General features: G+C 63.4%; 12 protein-coding genes. 8 read left to right on the top strand and 4 right to left on the bottom strand.

The window, feature by feature from the left end:
- Nucleotides 1-12 precede the first annotated feature (12 nt).
- From JEQ47_RS02700 to JEQ47_RS02675, 6 genes are all read left to right on the top strand, one after another.
- A complete protein-coding gene (locus JEQ47_RS02700) occupies nucleotides 13-2001 on the top strand; it encodes an AAA family ATPase (protein ID WP_198874850.1) in 1989 nt (662 codons plus the stop codon).
- Nucleotides 2002-2683: 682 nt separating this feature from the next.
- Nucleotides 2684-3532, top strand: a complete 849-nt coding sequence (locus JEQ47_RS02695; protein ID WP_198874849.1) for a hypothetical protein — start codon at nucleotides 2684-2686, stop codon at nucleotides 3530-3532.
- The gene (locus JEQ47_RS02690; RefSeq protein ID WP_198874848.1) at nucleotides 3529-3750 is read left to right on the top strand and encodes a hypothetical protein; all 222 of its coding nucleotides are present in this window, start codon (nucleotides 3529-3531) and stop codon (nucleotides 3748-3750) included. Before JEQ47_RS02695 ends, JEQ47_RS02690 begins: the two co-directional genes overlap by 4 nt.
- Nucleotides 3747-6065 carry a TnsB C-terminal domain-containing protein gene (locus JEQ47_RS02685; protein WP_198874847.1) on the top strand — a complete coding sequence of 773 codons (2319 nt, stop codon included), beginning with the start codon at nucleotides 3747-3749 and terminating at the stop codon, nucleotides 6063-6065. Before JEQ47_RS02690 ends, JEQ47_RS02685 begins: the two co-directional genes overlap by 4 nt.
- Before the next feature lie 7 nt (nucleotides 6066-6072).
- Nucleotides 6073-7071, top strand: coding sequence for an ATP-binding protein (locus JEQ47_RS02680; protein ID WP_198874846.1), 999 nt, complete (start codon nucleotides 6073-6075; stop codon nucleotides 7069-7071).
- On the top strand, nucleotides 7068-9002 hold the full coding sequence (locus tag JEQ47_RS02675; protein WP_198874845.1) for a hypothetical protein: 1935 nt from the start codon (nucleotides 7068-7070) through the stop codon (nucleotides 9000-9002). The genes JEQ47_RS02680 and JEQ47_RS02675 overlap by 4 nt, the downstream gene beginning before the upstream one ends.
- A 293-nt stretch (nucleotides 9003-9295) precedes the next feature.
- Here JEQ47_RS02675 and JEQ47_RS02670 read toward each other — a convergent pair whose 3' ends face one another.
- From JEQ47_RS02670 to JEQ47_RS21000, 4 genes are all read right to left on the bottom strand, one after another.
- Nucleotides 9296-10444: a serine hydrolase domain-containing protein gene (locus tag JEQ47_RS02670; protein ID WP_198874844.1), complete on the bottom strand. Its 1149-nt coding sequence runs from the start codon at nucleotides 10442-10444 to the stop codon at nucleotides 9296-9298.
- A 115-nt stretch (nucleotides 10445-10559) separates the two neighbouring features.
- Nucleotides 10560-11270: a hypothetical protein gene (locus tag JEQ47_RS02665; protein ID WP_198874843.1), complete on the bottom strand. Its 711-nt coding sequence runs from the start codon at nucleotides 11268-11270 to the stop codon at nucleotides 10560-10562.
- On the bottom strand, nucleotides 11174-12547 hold the full coding sequence (locus JEQ47_RS02660) for an NAD(P)/FAD-dependent oxidoreductase (RefSeq protein ID WP_198874842.1): 1374 nt from the start codon (nucleotides 12545-12547) through the stop codon (nucleotides 11174-11176). The genes JEQ47_RS02665 and JEQ47_RS02660 overlap by 97 nt, the downstream gene beginning before the upstream one ends.
- A gap of 142 nt (nucleotides 12548-12689) precedes the next feature.
- The gene (locus JEQ47_RS21000; RefSeq protein ID WP_198874841.1) at nucleotides 12690-13913 is read right to left on the bottom strand and encodes an MFS transporter; all 1224 of its coding nucleotides are present in this window, start codon (nucleotides 13911-13913) and stop codon (nucleotides 12690-12692) included.
- 623 nt (nucleotides 13914-14536) lie between these two features.
- On the opposite strand from JEQ47_RS21000, the gene JEQ47_RS02650 reads away from it, so the two are divergent.
- Both JEQ47_RS02650 and JEQ47_RS02645 read left to right on the top strand, forming a co-directional pair.
- Nucleotides 14537-15292 (top strand): IclR family transcriptional regulator, encoded by a 756-nt coding sequence (locus JEQ47_RS02650; protein ID WP_198874840.1) that lies wholly within the window; start codon nucleotides 14537-14539, stop codon nucleotides 15290-15292.
- Nucleotides 15293-15623: 331 nt separating this feature from the next.
- The gene (locus JEQ47_RS02645; RefSeq protein ID WP_198874839.1) at nucleotides 15624-16649 is read left to right on the top strand and encodes a PstS family phosphate ABC transporter substrate-binding protein; all 1026 of its coding nucleotides are present in this window, start codon (nucleotides 15624-15626) and stop codon (nucleotides 16647-16649) included.
- The last annotated feature ends 25 nt before the right edge of the window (nucleotides 16650-16674 follow it).

The raw sequence follows: 16674 nt of genomic DNA, 5'->3' as shown, positions 1-16674 counted from the left end.
GAGGTGCCAGGCATGTTCGACCACGACGAAGACGATTTCCCTTTTCAGCACGGAGACGACGAGATGACGATCGGCAGGAAGGATGAGGGACTGACGGTCCGGCAGGCGCTGGCCGAACTGGCGGTGAAAGGTGCGATCTCGACGGATCTGCGCAAGTCCTTGATCAAGGGGGAACTGCGCTCGATCGTGCTGGTCGTGCCGTCCGCCGAATGGACCAACATGGCCGGAGGAGCGGTGGAGGATATTCACGACCGCATCTACGCGTTCTGCAAGGCTTCGGGGAAGAAAGAAGCGGAGGACGCCAGTGCCATCAACAAGGCCCTTGCTGCCGGCAGGACGGTCGTGGCCGTGACGCCGTCCGTGCGGACGTTGCCGGCGATCTTCAAGACGGTCGCATCGGAGACCATCGAGGTCCCGCCGCCAAGCGCAGCTCTGGTGGCCCAATTGGTCCGCAGGTTCTCGGTGGGTCGCTTGCCATCCTCTTTTTCGAGGCTCGACACCTCGGTCCTCGACTTCGACGAGCTGTGCGGGCTCGTGGAGAAGGGCGCCGACGCCGCGGTGACGGCGGAACGCATCGCCAATGCCATCTCGGCGAAAACGCGCACGGCTCGTGTCGGCGAAACCCTGCCGGATCTGGAGGTGGCGGTCGAATTCGGCGATGCGCGGCTGTGGGCGATCGATCTCAAGCAGGATCTGTCCGATATCAAAGCCGGGATCATCGGCTGGTCGGAGGTGGACAAGGGCTGCGTCCTCCATGGACCGCCCGGGACGGGCAAGACCACATATGCCCGTGCGCTGGGCCAGTATCTCGGCATTCCCGTGGTTATCGGGAGCGTGTCGGAGCTGTTCGCGTGCAGCGCGGGATATCTGGATTCGGTGATCAAGGCCCAGCGAGCCCTTTTCGAGCGTGCGATGCAGCAGGCGCCGGCCGTCCTGTTCCTCGATGAGATCGACCAGATGCCGGATCTCGACCAGATCTCCCAGCGCGGCAAGGACTGGTGGAGCCCGGTGGTCGCCGACTTCCTGCAGTTGCTCGACAGTGCCGTGTCCGACAGGGATGGTCTGATCGTCATCGGCGCAACGAACCGCGTCGAGGCCCTGGCACCGGCTTGCCTGCGTCCCGGGCGGCTGGAGCGCTCGATCTATCTGGGACCGCCCGACGAAACAGGAGCAGCGAGGGTCCTGCGTCATCACCTCGGGCCTTCTCTCGCCGATGCCGATCTCTCTCCCATGGCGAGCATCTGCTCGGCTCGCAGGATGACAGGGGCCGACATCATGGACCTCGTGAGATCGGCCAAGCGGCTGGCAAGGCGCGAGAAGCGCGAGATGTCGTTGTCCGATCTGACTGCGCGGCTCGTGCCGCCGTACGAATTGACCGAGGCCCAACGAAGTCGCGTGGCTCTGCACGAGGCAGGACATGCGGCCATCGCGGCCCTGCATTTTCCCGATCGGCTGGTGTCCGTCAGCATCGACCCCTTTGGCGGCGGCATCGCCTCGGGTGGTCACGTGCGCGTCGAAATCCCCGATGACCTTCTCGAGACGAAGTCCGACCTCGATCGGCGGGTGGAGATGCTGCTCGCGGGCCGAGCGGCCGAGATCGCCTTTCTAGGCGAGGCATCATCGGGATCGGGTGGTTCGGAGACCAGTGATCTCGGGCTCGCCATGCGAATGCTCGCGGCGGCGCATCTGTCGTTCGGCACTGCGGATGCCCCGCGTTGGCGATGCGAGCCCGAAAGGGCGATGGACATGCTGCGACTGGACCCTAGGACAATGTCCCAGGTCGAAACGGAGCTTGCGAAGCTGGCGGCGTCTGCCATCGACCTGGTGCGCTCCCGCCGAAGCGAGATCGAGACCTTGGCCGGCGAGCTCCTGTCCCGCTCTACGTTGTCGGCTGCGGAAGTGCTGACGATAGTGCGCAAGGGCGAATCGGCGTCCACGAACCTCGTATCGCGAAGGTTCGAATCGAACGAATCGACGCTGCCTTGGACCGAATCGGCGTGACGTCTCAGCCCTTTGGGCGTGTGCCATCTCGCCGCTTTTCATTCCCGATCGGGAAAGTTTCTCGTGGCGACGAGCACGCAGAGGCCTTCCGAAGGAGGTGCAGTGCTGATTCTTTTTTCCCTGGAAGAACGAGGGGGAAAATGACATCTGCGACCGTCGTGAACGGCGTCACGACATGCGATCGCGGGCAGTAATTTCCGGACCGGGATCGCCTATTGACACAGCCGTGACGCAAACCCGAGGCTCTTAAACCATTACATTAAGAAACACCCACAAGTCGAGTCATGACTCCGAAATCCGCCTCCGAATCAAACGGAGGGGGCTTGCGCACCGGTCGATTTGAGTCATCATCGTGAGGCTTCAACGTTGCCGGCGTCTTCCAAGATACCGGTCGTTGGCGAAGGAAAGGTGAACGCAAAAACGGAAACGCCCCGGATTGCTCCAGGGCGTTAGAATACCGAGACCCGGCACGTGTTTGGAAAACACCAGGTCAATCCTCACCGCCGAAAGGCGACAAATCGCTTGGAAAGGCCTGGCAGCCGATCCTAGCAAACGGAACGACCAAGGCCGTTCCCGCACACATAGGCCCGTCCCACAAAGACAGGAACCACACACATGCACGGCGAGTATCCGCTGGGCGCCTTTTCGCGTCAAGCACTTTCCGGGCATGGAAGGAGAAACCATGCCTAAGAGTATCAAGCCGCCGCGGCGCGGCGAACTGCTGTCTGATCAGCTTCTGCTCGAAGACCATCAGATCTTCGCCCGCATCTTCGTCGCCGAGGACGGCGGTCCTATCCGCACCCTGATCACCGGGCGCGAGCACCATGCCACGGGACGCTTCGTCTCGGTCAAGGCCGGGCACCGTGCGTTGCCTTGGGAATCGTTGCGCGGCGAACTGCCCGCGCTCGAACTGATGGAGGCGGCGCCTCCGGTCCATAGGATGATGGCGCAACCGCACCGCCTTGAAATGATCATCGAGGGTGTTCCCGCGCCATTGGTGTTCTTCCCCGATCTGCGCCTGACCGTTGACGCACGCTTTGCGTCCGCACTGGCCGGTGGCGTACCGTTTCTGCTCGCCTGCGCCGAATGGCGTCCCGACGCGTCCACGGCGGGCGACACCCGCGAGTTGATCGTGGAGGTGAAGACCGCGAACGACCCGCGCAACGCCGATCCGGTCTACCAGTCAAAGCTCGCCTTGGCCGAGGAGGTCTACGGCAGGATTGGTTGGCAGTTCTTCCAATTCGTCGATCCCACCGGGCTCGGCTACTCCCGCATCGCCCATGCGGTGCGCGAGATCGTGCTCGACCACGACGTCATCGTCTCGCCCCATGAGGTGCATCTCGCCCAGAAGGCGCTGAGCGACGGCCCGGTGACGCTGGATGCGGTCTTGGATGCTCTCGGCGGCAACGCGGCGGCCATCCAGAAGGCCTGCGCGCTTCATGTCCGCCGCCTGCTCTGCATCGACATCGCCGGACGGCTGGCGCCGGAGTCCATGGTGTTCCCTATGGGTTCGATCGGAGGCGCGGCATGAGTCAGGTCTTCCAATCCCCCCGCGCCTTTCCGGTGCAGCGCTTCGTGCTGGTCGACGATGATGGGTTGCCTTGGCTGGGCACGCTGGTGGCCGTGACGGCGGAAGGTTACGCGTTCCATATCGACGAGATCGATTCCGAGATCGTGCTGTCCGAGGAAACCCTCGAGGACATGTTCGACCGGGATGCCGCCGTCGAGATCCAGGGGGCGCCGTCATGAGGCCGTCCTGGATCACCATCGACGTCGAGGCCGGCGAGACCTATTGGCTCACGCTGCCCGACCGCACGTTCCTCGCCACGTTCGAGAAGGTCACGCTCCAGCACCAACTGCGCTTTTCGGACGAGCAGCTGGACATGCCCGTCGATATCGCTCCGCACCTCTTCGAGAAGATGCGGAGCGACGGGCGCGCCGTTCGCATTCCCAAGGGCAGCATCCCGAGCCGGAAAAAATCCGCCTTCGAGCTCGGCGACGTCCATCCCGCGACCCTTCTCGATCCCGAGGAACGCGGCATCGGCGACAAGGAGCGCAAGGAACGGCTGGCCCAGTGGCAGAAGTTCGAGCGCGCGCGGACGCTGGCGTGGTGCGCATCGGAATACGACGCCACTCCTCACCTGGGCCGCGGGCACAACTGCATCGACGACCACTTCAAATCCAAGGACGTCAAGAAACGCGCCCGGGAGCTAGGCTTCGTGTGGCGTCCCGACGCGGCCACGATCCTCCGCGCCATCGATGCCTGCGGCGTGCCTGGGTCGCGCCCCGTCTCGGCGTTCTTCGACAAGCGGGGCAAGCACGACCGGAGCAAGCGCTATCCGGACGTTTTGCTGACGTGGGCCAAGGAAAGCATCGACGCTTACTGGGCATCGATCACCGAGCGCTACTGCGACGTGCGCGAGAGCTTCTACAAGAAGATCGACGAGGAGAACGAGGAGCGCGTCAAGCAGGGCCTCGAGAAATTGCCCCGAATTTCACCCGAGACCTTCCGCAAGTGGGTTGACGAAGTGGAGTCATGGTGGACCTGGTCGACCCGCTACGGCGAGAAGGCGGCCAACGCCCGCTACAAGGGTCGGGGCGTCCCGATGGAGGCGTCCCGCCCCCTCGAGCTGGTGCTCATTGACCATACCCGTCTCGACGTGTGGGCCGTGGTCGAGGACCAATACGGTCGCCTCGTCATGACCGAACGTCCATGGCTCACCCTGGCCATTGATGTCTATAGCCGAATGATTCTCGGCGCGGTCCTGAGCTTCGAGCCGCCGAGCGTCTACAGCGCCATGCTCTGCCTGCGGCAGATCGTTCGAGCCAAGGACTTCCTCATCGAGAAGTACGGCCACCATAAGGGAGCGACGGACGGCTGGGGCAAACCTACGACCATCGTCATGGACAATGCCTGGGAGTTCTCCGGCATCTCCATGCAGTCGGTATGCGAGGCGGCGGGCATCCACGTCGTCTGGGCGCCGGTCGGCACGCCGACGTTCAAGGCGATCGTCGAGCGCTTCTTCCGCACCCTCAACGAAATGGTGTGGCACCGCCTCGGCAGCGGCATCCCGTTCAAGCCGCAGGTCATGCAGGAACTGGGCCTCGATCCCAGGGCGAAGGCGCTGTTCCGGATCGACTACCTCACCGCCAGGATGTGGGACGGCATCGTCAACATCTATCACGTCGAGCCTCATTCCGACCTAAACATGGCGCCCGCTGAACGCTGGTCAATGGGCGTCCAGGCCAAGACCCGTCCTACGATCGACGATGTGGGTGCCTTGGACAAGATGCTCGGCAATGTCTCGCGTTGCATCCTGAGCGCCGAGGGCGTCTCCGTGAATGGCCAGCGCTTCCACGAGCCGGCGACCACGACGGCCTTGCTGGAGAACCTGCTGAAGTACGGCGCCAAGCGTTCGCGTCGCAAGGGCTTCGGCTCCAGCGGCACGGTGGCTGTGATCGCCAACTGGGATCGCGTGGATGCCAGCCATGTCCATGTCTGGGATTTCTCCAACAATACGTCGGTGCGCCTGCCCAACGTCGACAAGCACGTGCACGGGATCCCCGGTGTCGACGGAGCACCGGCCCAGGGATTGAGCTGGGCTGTGGTGGACGCGATCAAGGCGTTCGCCGCCGAACGCAACATGGCTTTCCACAGCCCCCAGGAAAAGGCCGCAGCCCGGCACGCCTATTACCACGAAATGCCGGAGAAGGTTGCGGCCATGCCGTTCAACGCCGCCCGGCACTACGCCGCCGAGATCGATCGTAGCCCCAGTCTGGTCGATGGCGACACCGTGATCCAGCATGCCGTGCCGGCGACGCCGAAGGGTGCCGCCGCCGAGACGCCGCGTGAATTCTCGGCGGCACACCGAACCGGCGAATGGGCACCGCCCAAGGCGCCGTCGCGGGGGCGGAAGAGCCGGTCTTCGGGATCGAAGGGCCGACCCGCTCCGCCGTCCGCGTCGCCGCCGAAGCCGCCCGAAACGCATCCCGCCCCTGCCGACCTATCCAACCACATCCTGAATTCCGCTGCTGCTCTAGATGCGCTCGCGGACGACCTTTGAGGTAACCATGACCAAGACGCTCACCAACTCCGAGATCCTCGCCGTGTTCCGCAAGCTCAGGGTCAAGCACCCCCGTCTCGACATCGTCACGGAGGTTTGCGACGACCTTCGCGCCACGATCACCGACGATGAACCCAAGCAGTTCGGCACCCTGTTCGCACCCAGCCACGTCGGTAAGTCCACCGCGGTCAAGAACTACCAGGAAAAAGTCGCAGTGCCGGAAGCGATTTCCCGAGGGCTGGTTCCAGCCGATCTGCCCCTCGATGAACAGGTCCGCCTCCAAAAGCTCGTCGTGCATGTCACGCTGGAAGGCGGCGCGACGCCTCGTTCCCTGTGCGCCGACATCCTGGCTGCCCTCGGCGATCCCCGCTCCGCCCGGGGATCGAAAAACCTGATGCTCCGCCGTGTGTACGACCTCCTGTCCACTCTCGGCGTGGAACTGCTTGTTATCGACGAGATCCAGCACTTGGCGGTCTCCAAGCACCGCATGTCTGAGGATGCGGCCCTGCGCTCGATCGAGCGCTCCAGGACCAGCGAAGTGACTGACACTTTGAAGGCCATGCTCATCCGCGGGGTGGTGCCTATGCTGTTCGTCGGCATCGAGGAGGCACGGCCCTACCTTCTCGACGACATCCAGCTTGCGCTGCGCTGCCATGAGGAGATCGACTTCGGTGAATTGTCCTGGGAGGATACGCAGGAGCGTCAGGTCTTCCAGGATTTCGTCGGACGCCTCGGCATTCATCTGGCCAAGGAGGGGTTGTTCCCGCAAAGGGCAGATTTCCTGAACGCGGATATCCCGGCGGCCTTGCACGAGGCTTCGCTCGGTCGTCTGGGCATCGCCTGCCGCATCGTCGCCAAGGCCTGCATGCATGCTGCCAAGGCCAAGGCGGATACTGTGACGCGCGAGCACCTGTCCAAGGCGGTCGATACCTTCGCGATCCCGCGCGGCATCGTGAAGACCAACCCCTTCAAGCGCGGCGGCGACGCCCGACTGGTGGCCGCATGACGCTTCCTGTCTCCGTCCTGCCGCATGGCGACGAGCATCTCCCGGGCCTGGTCGTCCGCGCGGGCAATCTCATGGGCTACGATCTCACCAGCGATGTCCTCATCCCTCTGGGATACAAGTCCCGCGCTGAATCCATCGCGTCCGCGCCCGGTTTGAAGTTTCCCCTTGCGGATCATCTGGGATGCCGCGTCGAGGATATTTCGCCGCTCTTCCTCGATCAGGCCGGGCGTTCCGGCTGGTTGCGGTTCTTCGGTGCCGAGATTCGCGCGATCCACCGCGAGGTGACCGTGCGCCGCATCGCGCCCGGGACGCTCGCGACATGCGGATACCACAAGGCCGCCTGGCAGATCCGTGCCTTCGGCTTCGATCCGGCAACGGGCGAGCGCCTGATCTCGGAGTGTCCAGTCTGCGGGACGACGTTGGGCTGGGTGCGGGTCCGCGATCTGGCGTTCTGCGACCGCTGCGATCGGGTGGACGACCATGGGTTCGTTCGCTCCGAGGTCGATCTGCGGGATTGGCCACAGGAGAAGGTGGAGGTGGAGGACATGGAGGCCTTGCGCTTCGTGACCTCGCTCGTCGATCCCGATCCTGCCGTCAGGGCAGCTTACGCGCCGGCGCTGCATCCCGATATCGAAACGGATCGCGGATCCCTGTTCGAGTTCGCGATCTCGATCGCGAGCGCCATGACGCAGGACCCGAAACGCTCGGTCACGTCGGTGGCCAAGCCCGGGAGCCGCGAGATGTTCGATCGCATCGAACCCGATGTCCTCGCCAAGGCGGGCCGCGTGGTCCTGTCTTGGCCCGATGGGTTTCACGACCTCTGCTCGCAAGCCCGTGATTCCGCGAGCGAACGCAGCGGCCATTACGGCGTGAAGAAGGAGATCGGATCGCTCTATGCCCTGACCACGGACCGCGCGCTCCCTCCCGAACTGCGTGCCGCTGTGCGGAAGTCCGTCGAAGACGACATGGCCATGACCGCGGTCAGTCTGCCCACCGTGCGCAAGGGCAGCTATCGCAATCGCTCCGATCTCCTGACGGCCTACGAGGCCGCCAAGGAATTCGGCATCCGCCCGAAGCTGTTCAAGATCCTGGCCGGGCATCCGGAGGTGCGCGTCATCCGCAATGCGGGATCGAAGAACTCCCCTATGCTGTTCGAACGCGCACAGATCGCGATGATCGCCGCACAACGCGCGGACATGGAGGCCGCCAGTTCGGCTGCCGTCCGCCTCGGCCTACCGACCGGGGCGATGGCCGAGCTGGCGGAGGCCGGACTAGTGGATACCGTTGGAGGTCCGGTCCTGATGCTCGCGGTGGGCAAGGAATACTACACGCGTTCTAGCGTCAACCGGCTGGTGGACCGCCTGGAATCGAAAGTGTTGCCCGCGGTACCGCCATGCACCTATATCCGCTTGACCAAGGCGGTCTACAGGTTGCCGCCCGGGCCGAAACCATGGGCGGGCATCATCTCCAGGGTGATCGACGGGACCATCCCAGTGCACCGTATCGACGGCAGGCTGACCGGCACCATGACATCGTTGGCGGCGCCGGATTTCGAAACCGTCGTAGCAGCAGTCGGGCGGCATGCCGGTTCTGATGAAGCCCGTGACGGTCTGCTCACCCACATAGAGGCGTCGGTCCTACTTGGCGTCACCGAGCCAATGGTTGGTCGCTTGGTCCTTCGACGGCTGCTTCCCGTCAAGGCCAAAGGCCAGGTTTCGATTGCCCGGGCCGACGTGTTCGCCGTGGCGCGAAAGTGGATGTTCACGAATGAAGCCTCGCGGCGCCTCGGCGTTCCGAACCGCCTGGTTCGCACCACCCTCGCCAAGTTCGGAGTCCACCCGAAGCACGAACTTCGTGAGCGGCAGCAGCTCGTCTTCGCGCGTGAAGAAGTCGAGCGCGTGCTCGAGACCGTGGTAAGCACCGCCGCCTAGCAGGGCGCCGTCCGCCACCTAAACGATTGATCGAAATCGCCGGTTTCTGTTCTATGGTCGGGCCTTCGCCCGGCCATTTTTCTTGGCCTGCGCGGCACCGCAGGCCATCGACTCGTATTTGCCTGTCGAAACGTCGATTATCGACTCATGATTGCTGGTCGCGTACTTGGGATCGACTCAGAATTCCCTGTGGCGTTGACTCAGAATTTTCCTGCCGTCATTGAATCCAAAGGGTTTTTTCGACTCAGGATTTATAGGTCCTGACACAATTTCAGCCGATCCGCGTCGGCGGTCTACCCCAGGGCCTGCCGGGTCAGGTCGACATGGGCGGCGTAAACGTCGGGACCGTCGATGGCGCGGCAACCAAGGATGACGACTGCCGCCTTGGATCCCAAGTTCTGTATCCACGACGTTCCAAGGCCACCCGCCCAGCCGACTTCGCCGGTAAAGTCGGATCCGATCTGGTGTGCCGCATCGACCGACAGACCGTAGCCCCAGCCGCGACCGTCGAGGAATGCGGCTCCTGCGTCGCGTTGGCCCGGCGTCAGGTGGTCAGAGAGCATCCAGCGAAGCTGTTCCTGCCGGATCAGCCGGCCCGCAGGCCCCTCGCCGCCGCGGCCGATTATGCGCGCAAAGGCAAGGTAGTCGGCAGCCGTTGAAACCATGCTGACCTCGAACCGCTGCCGGCGCAACCACGGGCTGGAGCCGGCCGCATCCGTCTCGGTCATGTCGCCGCCATATGCGGCCGTCAGACGGTGTCGTTTCGTGTCCGGAACGACAAATCCGGTATCGACCATGCCAAGTGGCGCCGTGATCCGCTCGGCGATCACCTCCGACAGGGGCTTGCCCGCAATCCGAGAGACCAGCACCCCCTGGACGAGGGTAGCGGTATTGTAGAACCAGTGGCTTCCCGGCTGGGCAAGGAGCGGCAAGGCACCGATATGCGCCATCCACTCGTCCTGGCTCATCGGATGTGCCGGATCGTCGGGACCAAACCCCAATAGTCCAAGCCTGTCGATCTCCCGCTGGATCGGCGTCGCCCCCGGCTGCATGGGCAATATACCCAAGCCAAGGCGGGAACTCAGCAGGTGTTCGACGGTGATCGGCGTTTCGGCCGCCACCGTGTCGTCCAGCGAGGCATCGATCCGCTTGAGGACGCGCGGATGGGCAAGTTCCGGCAGCCACTCGGCCACCGGGTCATGGAGGCCAATGAGGCCGTCCTCGATCTGCTGCAGCAGAGCCAGCGCGACGATCGGCTTGCTCATCGAGGATATCCGGAAAATCGCCTCCGGCGTCATCGCCCGGACGCTTTCGCTTTCCATATATCCGGCGGCGAACAAGCTGACTGTGTCGTCCCTCAGGACACCCACCACCGCGCCGGGCTGCAGCGCTCCCTCAACCATGCGTTGAAGCTGCCGCAGAATATTCACGTCCCTGGCCACCAAATTCTCCCCGCTACCGTTCATGCCGCTATCCGTGCAGCGACGAACGGGCGGGCTTCATTCAGACACGCCCCCCCAAAGGTCCGCGATTATTGACGATCAGGCGCGCGGGGCCTCACTCCACCAGGCCGAGCATCTCCACCGGCGGTCCGGGGAAACGGCTGTAATTGGTCAGCGTCGCCCCATCCCCGAGCAGGTCATGGACGGCGCGCGCCGCCTGGTCGATAGCCGAGTGAACATAGGCATAGGCGCCGGAATCCGAATTGGCGATCGCCACCCGCCCCCAAGGCTGGCGCGCCGTTTCGATCGGCAGGGGACCATCGGGCCAGAACTGGTCCCAGGGGCGCATATATTCCAGCGCATAGCCATGGCTCCAGCGATTGCAGGTAATGCCCTCGATATCGCGGGCCGCGTCGAAGCCATGAGGACCGAGCGCGCGCTGCAGCATGTCGCGGATTTCCCGCTCCATGTCCTCGAAGGAAATCTGCGTCAGCGCCTGCCGGCCAGCAGCGGCCTGCTCGCGCGAGCTCATCGACGGATCGCCCGTCAGCGGGATCTTGCTCAGGTGCAGGATAATAGGGTCCGACGGCTCCTGGGCGAAGCGGTAACTGCCCATGGATACGGGGAAATCGATCTCGGCGCCGTTCCAGAACCCGGTCGGGTCGGAGAAGCCGGCGATCTTCGCCGTGCCCAGCGCCTCCCAGTTGCGCAACTGCACATTGGTGTAGATCAGCGGGATCTTGTGCTGGTCATTGAGTGCCTTGACCTGTTCGTCGCCGAGTTCGTCGGTGAGATAGGGAATGACGCGGTGCCAGCAGGCCAGCACGACCTGGTCGGCAACGACGGTCTTGAGCGTAACCCCTCGAGATAAGTCAGCGTGACGCTCTGCGCTTTATCCGGCGCGCCATCATGCTTGACGCGGACCACGGACGCATTGAGCCGCAGCCGCACCGGCTTGCCCTCGATATCGAGCTTGCCGTAGTCGACCGATGTCGTCACCAGATCTTCCATTGTCGTGCCCGGCAAGGCATCGGGCACCAGCTTGCGCACCAGAGACCGGGCCACGCCCGCATTGCCATCGGGGAAGTGGTAGATGTACGGGTCCGGATCGGTCAGCGCGAGGCGTCCGGATGGGCTCATGGTCTTGTAGGGCCGATCGCCTAGATCCATGCCGTCAAAACCCGGGTTCCAGTTGCCCCAGGCGTCGAGTGCCGTCGTGCCGTCAATGCCCATGCCGAAATAGGCTTCGGTCGAGCGCTGGAAATATTGGACCAGTTGCGGATCGTATCCGCAGATTTCGGTCAGGAAGTCCGCATAGGTCGTCTGGGCGAGTTGCGCGAACTTTTCCTCCCGGCTCTTGCCTGCGAGATAGTCCGGCGGGGAATCGATGAGCTCGATCAGGTCGGCCTTGGCCTGGTCGTTGAGCGGGGTGTTCGGCACCCACTCGGCCGCGGTCTCCGCCGTCACCACCAGCACATCCTCCGGCGTGTCCCAGTCCTCCTTGCGGAACAGGATCGCGTCGCCCAGGCCTCGCTCTTCGTGCCACTCGCTGTCGTAGAAAGTCTCGAACTTTTCGTATTCGACGCCGATATCGGCGAGCAGATCCTTCACCAGCGGCGAGAAATAGGTCGGGCTCTGCAAGGACTGCGAACCGCCATAGCCGATCAGCGTCTCGCCATTGCTGGCGACAAATTCATTGCGCCGGGCATGACCGCCAAAGTCGTCGTTGTTTTCAAGGATCAGGATCGTGGCATCCGGCTTCTGCCGCTGGTAGAGCCGCGCCGCAGCCAGGCCGGAAATGCCGCCGCCGACCACCACCAGGTCATAGCGCTCACCTGTCTCCGTCACATCGGGCGCGCTATCCCAGAACGTGCCGTCGCGCACGGCGTGCATGATGTTCATCGCCGTTTCGCTATGGCCGCGCAGGCCCGTCAGCTTGGCCGGATCACCGGCGGCCGTCGCTACACCCTGCGCCAGAACGCCCTTGGGCAGGAGAGCCGTCGCCGCGAGGCCAGCGGTCGCCATGGCGATGCCGTTGAGAAAGTCGCGCCGGGAAATCGGGCGATCCATGCCCAGTTGGCGATCGCGGTCTGAAAGGCCCATCACGTGTCTCCGTCCAAAATTGGCAGACGAGCATGCTGCGATTTTTGGAGACGGGCAATGGGCTTGGCTTCATGAAGAGTCTGTTCCTTGAGACCTCAAAGCCCCAACGAGCATAGCCAATGATTGTCGCGAGATGCCGTCGTCACTGCCCTGCACTTTGGGGAGTGCGGTCGCTACGAGCCTCTCTCTCGTCGGCATTGCTTGGTGTGGCAAAGGGGTGCAGCAGGATTTGAACCGCGAGGCTTGCTGCGAGCATCACGGCGCCGGAGGCAAAGGCCCAGCGCACGCCGACGATTTGAACCAGCCCACCCAGCACAATCGGCGTGGCAATGCCGGCGACGAATGCCAACTGCGACAGCGACGATACGTTTGTCGCCGCGGGGCGGTCTCCGATGCGGGCGGCGGCCGCAATTGCCATCGGGAAGAGTGCGCTGGTGCCAATTCCCAACAGAAACAGCCCAACAAACGCGACAAAAATGGCGGGTGAGAAAACAACTAAGGCCAGCCCCATCGCCGCGATCATGGCCAGAATCAAGGCCAGCCTTTCTTTTCCGAACAGGGACGACAGGTTTGGAAATCCGAGCCGGCCCGCTGCCTGTCCGATGGCCCAGGCGGTAACAGCGGCCGTTACGGTGGTCGCATCGGCCGCATAGCCGTCGCGCAGCAGAATGCCAGACCAGTCGGAGGCCGCATTGTCGAGATAGAGTGCAGCACCTCCAGCCAGGAACAGCATAAAAATGGGACCGGTCGGGAGAACGATCGTTGCATGGTACTCGTCCGTTCTCGGAACCGAGCGCTGCCCGCCGACACGAAACGTTGCCACGACAACAAGGATGGTAGCGACGGGCAGCGCGATGGTCAGATGCAGCCACGGCGCAACATCGAGCGCCCGAAAACCAATGCCGGCCGCGCCGGCAACCACCGTCGCGACGCTGTAAAACCCATGAGCGCGCACCAGGACTGGTCGATCAAGCGCGGCCTCGATTTGATCGGCTACCACATTGCCGGTAACGGCCAGTACGCCCTGCAACGCCCCAGCCGCAGCCATGCAGGCAAACAAACTTGCCACGTTCCCGGCCAAGGTCGCACCCACAAGGGCTATCCCCAATGTCGGCACAACGATCCGGAAGCTTTGGCTGAAACTGAGCTTGGCTGCCCAGCGGGTGCCGAATGTGAAAAGCAGAAGCGTCCCTGTGGGATAGCCGGCCAGTCCGAAGCCGAGTTCCCACCCTTCCAGCCCTGCGAAGCGTTGCACGTCCGGAATGCGAGGATACCAACTGCCCAGCATCACCGCACAGGCGAAGAACGCCGTGTAAAGCTGCCAGGCGGCAGGCAATGCCGATCGTGATGCGGAATCAGGATTCACCTTCGCCTCCGGGATGACGCAAGTCAGAGCAATGCGGTTGCGGCAAATTGGCTGCCGGCCCATAAATTCAACATCGACCCGTATTCGGTCGACCCGGTTTTGCCAGACGTCATTGGGAAGGCCGCGAGGGATGGTCGGCTAAGGTCAAAGGACCTGCTTCCGCGTTACCAACTATCTGGATGGATAAGACCGCCGATCGCCGAATGGAGAGTAGGCGCCGGAACCTGTCCACGAAGCACCTGGGCTTGGTGGCTATGGTGCCGAACGATCATCTCACCCCTCCTCACCTCCTCACCTCCTCACTTCCTTACTTCCTTACTTCCTCACTTCCTTACTTCCTTACTTCCTCACTTCCTCACTTCCTCACTTCCTCACTTCCTCACTTCCTCACTTCCTCACTTCCTCACCTCCTCACTTCCTCACCTGCTCAGCTCCTCAGCTCCTCTCCACTTGCCCACTTGCCTCCTTGCCTCCATGCCTCCTCACCCCGGCCCTTCCTTGCTCACCCACCCCTTCCTCCTCGCACACCCTTCCCCCCTCACCCTTCCCGCCCCACCCCCTTCCATTCCGCCCCTCCCGCCGCTAACCTGTGCGCCTGACGCCCAAAGTCCGGAGCCCGCACAATGCGCGATGGCGATATCATCCACGGCCTCGTCCGCGGTCTTTCCGTCATCGAGTGTTTCGACGAAGAGCATGCGCGCATGTCGATCACCGACGTGGCCCAGCGCACCGGGCTGGAGCGCGCTACGGCGCGGCGATGCCTGCTCACCCTCGCCCATCTTGGCTACGCCACCTATGACGGCAAATTCTTCCAGCTCACCCCGCGTGTGCTCAATCTGGGGCATTCCTATCTCGCCGGCACGCCCCTTCCCCGGTTGATCCAGCCCTTCCTCGAAGAACTCTCCCACGCCACCAGCGAAAGCACCTCGGCCGCCGTGCTCGAAGGGTCCGACATTCTCTATGTGGCGCGTGCCTCGACCCGCCGGGTGATGTCGATCAACCTGGGCGCTGGAGCACGCCTCCCGGCCTATTGCACCTCGATGGGCCGCACCCTTCTCGCTGCATTGCCGCGCGAGGAAGCCCAGGCCATTCTCGATCGGTCCGACATCGTCGCCTATACCGAGCGCACCAAGGCCGACATGGCCTCCATCACCACCGAGCTGGCTGTGGTCGCGGCGCAGGGCTTTGCGGTCATCGACCAGGAGCTGGAGCTGGGCCTCTGCTCCATCGCTGTGCCGCTCCACAATGCCCGTGGCGACGTCGTGGCCGCGCTCAATATCGGCGCCCAGACCGCTCGCGCGCCCACCTCGCGGATGATCGCGCATTTCCTGCCGCTGATGCGCAAGGTGCAGGCCGAAGTCCGGCCACTGCTGCGCTAGGCTGCCGGTATCCACAGCCGCGCCCGGCGTCAGGAAACTGTCGCATGCGCTCGCTACCTTGCCGCCCGGAACCAGCATGGACTCGCCGTAGGGGAGTCCTCACCAGACTGTCATATTGGCCCGTATGGACGTGGTTTAGGCAGTCATTAAGCCGGGCCATTGACCCGCTTGTTCCAGAAATTATTCAATCAAATCATCGGACTGACCTGTCACAAACCGGTCACGCAACTGCAATAAAACCGTTGCGAGGCGCTCCTATGGTCTGCCGCGTCTGAGGGCCGCCCACGAATGGCGGGCCAAGCTTGAAAATGAATTCCGGAAGGGACATTCCATGAAGACCGCACTCTACGCCAGTGCCGCCGTGATCGCTCTCGCAGCGTTCGGCACCACCGCCGCTTTCGCCCAGTCGCGCGACACCATCCAGGTCGCTGGCTCCTCGACCGTTCTCCCCTTCGCCTCGATCGTTGCCGAAGAATTCTCGGCCGTCTTCCCCGAGTTCAAGACCCCGGTCGTCGGTTCGGGCGGCACCGGTGGCGGTCTCAGCCAGTTCTGCGCTGGCGTTGGTGACAACACCATCGACATCGCCAATGCTTCGCGTCAGATCCGCGAAGGCGAAGTCGAGGCGTGCACCGCCGCCGGCGTGACCGATATCCGTGAAATCCAGTTCGGCTTCGACGGCATCGTGTTTGCCTCGGCCGCTTCGGGCCCGGATTTCGCCCTCACCCCGCTGCAGGTCTACAAGGCCATCGCCGCCCAGGTCGTCGTCGACGGCGAACTCGTCGACAACCCCTACACCACCTGGGACCAGATCGACGCGTCGCTCCCGGCTCAGCCGATCATGCTGGCCATCCCGGCCTCCAACCACGGCACCCGTGAAGTCTTCCAGGAGCGCGTCGTTTCGGCTGGCTTCGAAGAAGCCGGTGCTCCCGAAGGCCTCTCCGAGGAAGAACTCGAAGCCGCCGAAACCACCTACCGCCAGGACGTGGTCATCGAGATCTCGGGCGACTACACCGAGACCCTGGCTCGCCTGAACTCGGATGCCAACACCGTTGGCGTGTTCGGCCTGTCCTTCTACGAGCAGAACACCGACACCCTGAAGGTCGCTTCGGTTGACGGTGTCGTCCCCTCCAAAGAGACCGTTGCCGCTGGCGAATACCCGGTCTCCCGCCCGCTGTTCTTCTACGTCAAGGGTCAGCATATCGGCGTGATCCCGGGCATCGAAGAATACGTCCAGTTCTTCCTCTCGGAAGGAGTTGCTGGCGAAGGTGGCATTCTCGAAGCCGCTGGCCTGATCCCGCAGCCGGCCGAAAAGACTGCTGAAGTCCTGGCCGCCTTCGAAGCTGGCGCTGCTCAGTAATCTGCCTCTTCTTGCGGGTCGCGCT

It is taken from the genome of Devosia sediminis (assembly GCF_016411825.1).
Classification (GTDB): domain Bacteria; phylum Pseudomonadota; class Alphaproteobacteria; order Rhizobiales; family Devosiaceae; genus Devosia; species Devosia sediminis.
This window is presented reverse-complemented; position numbering and strand designations above follow the sequence as displayed.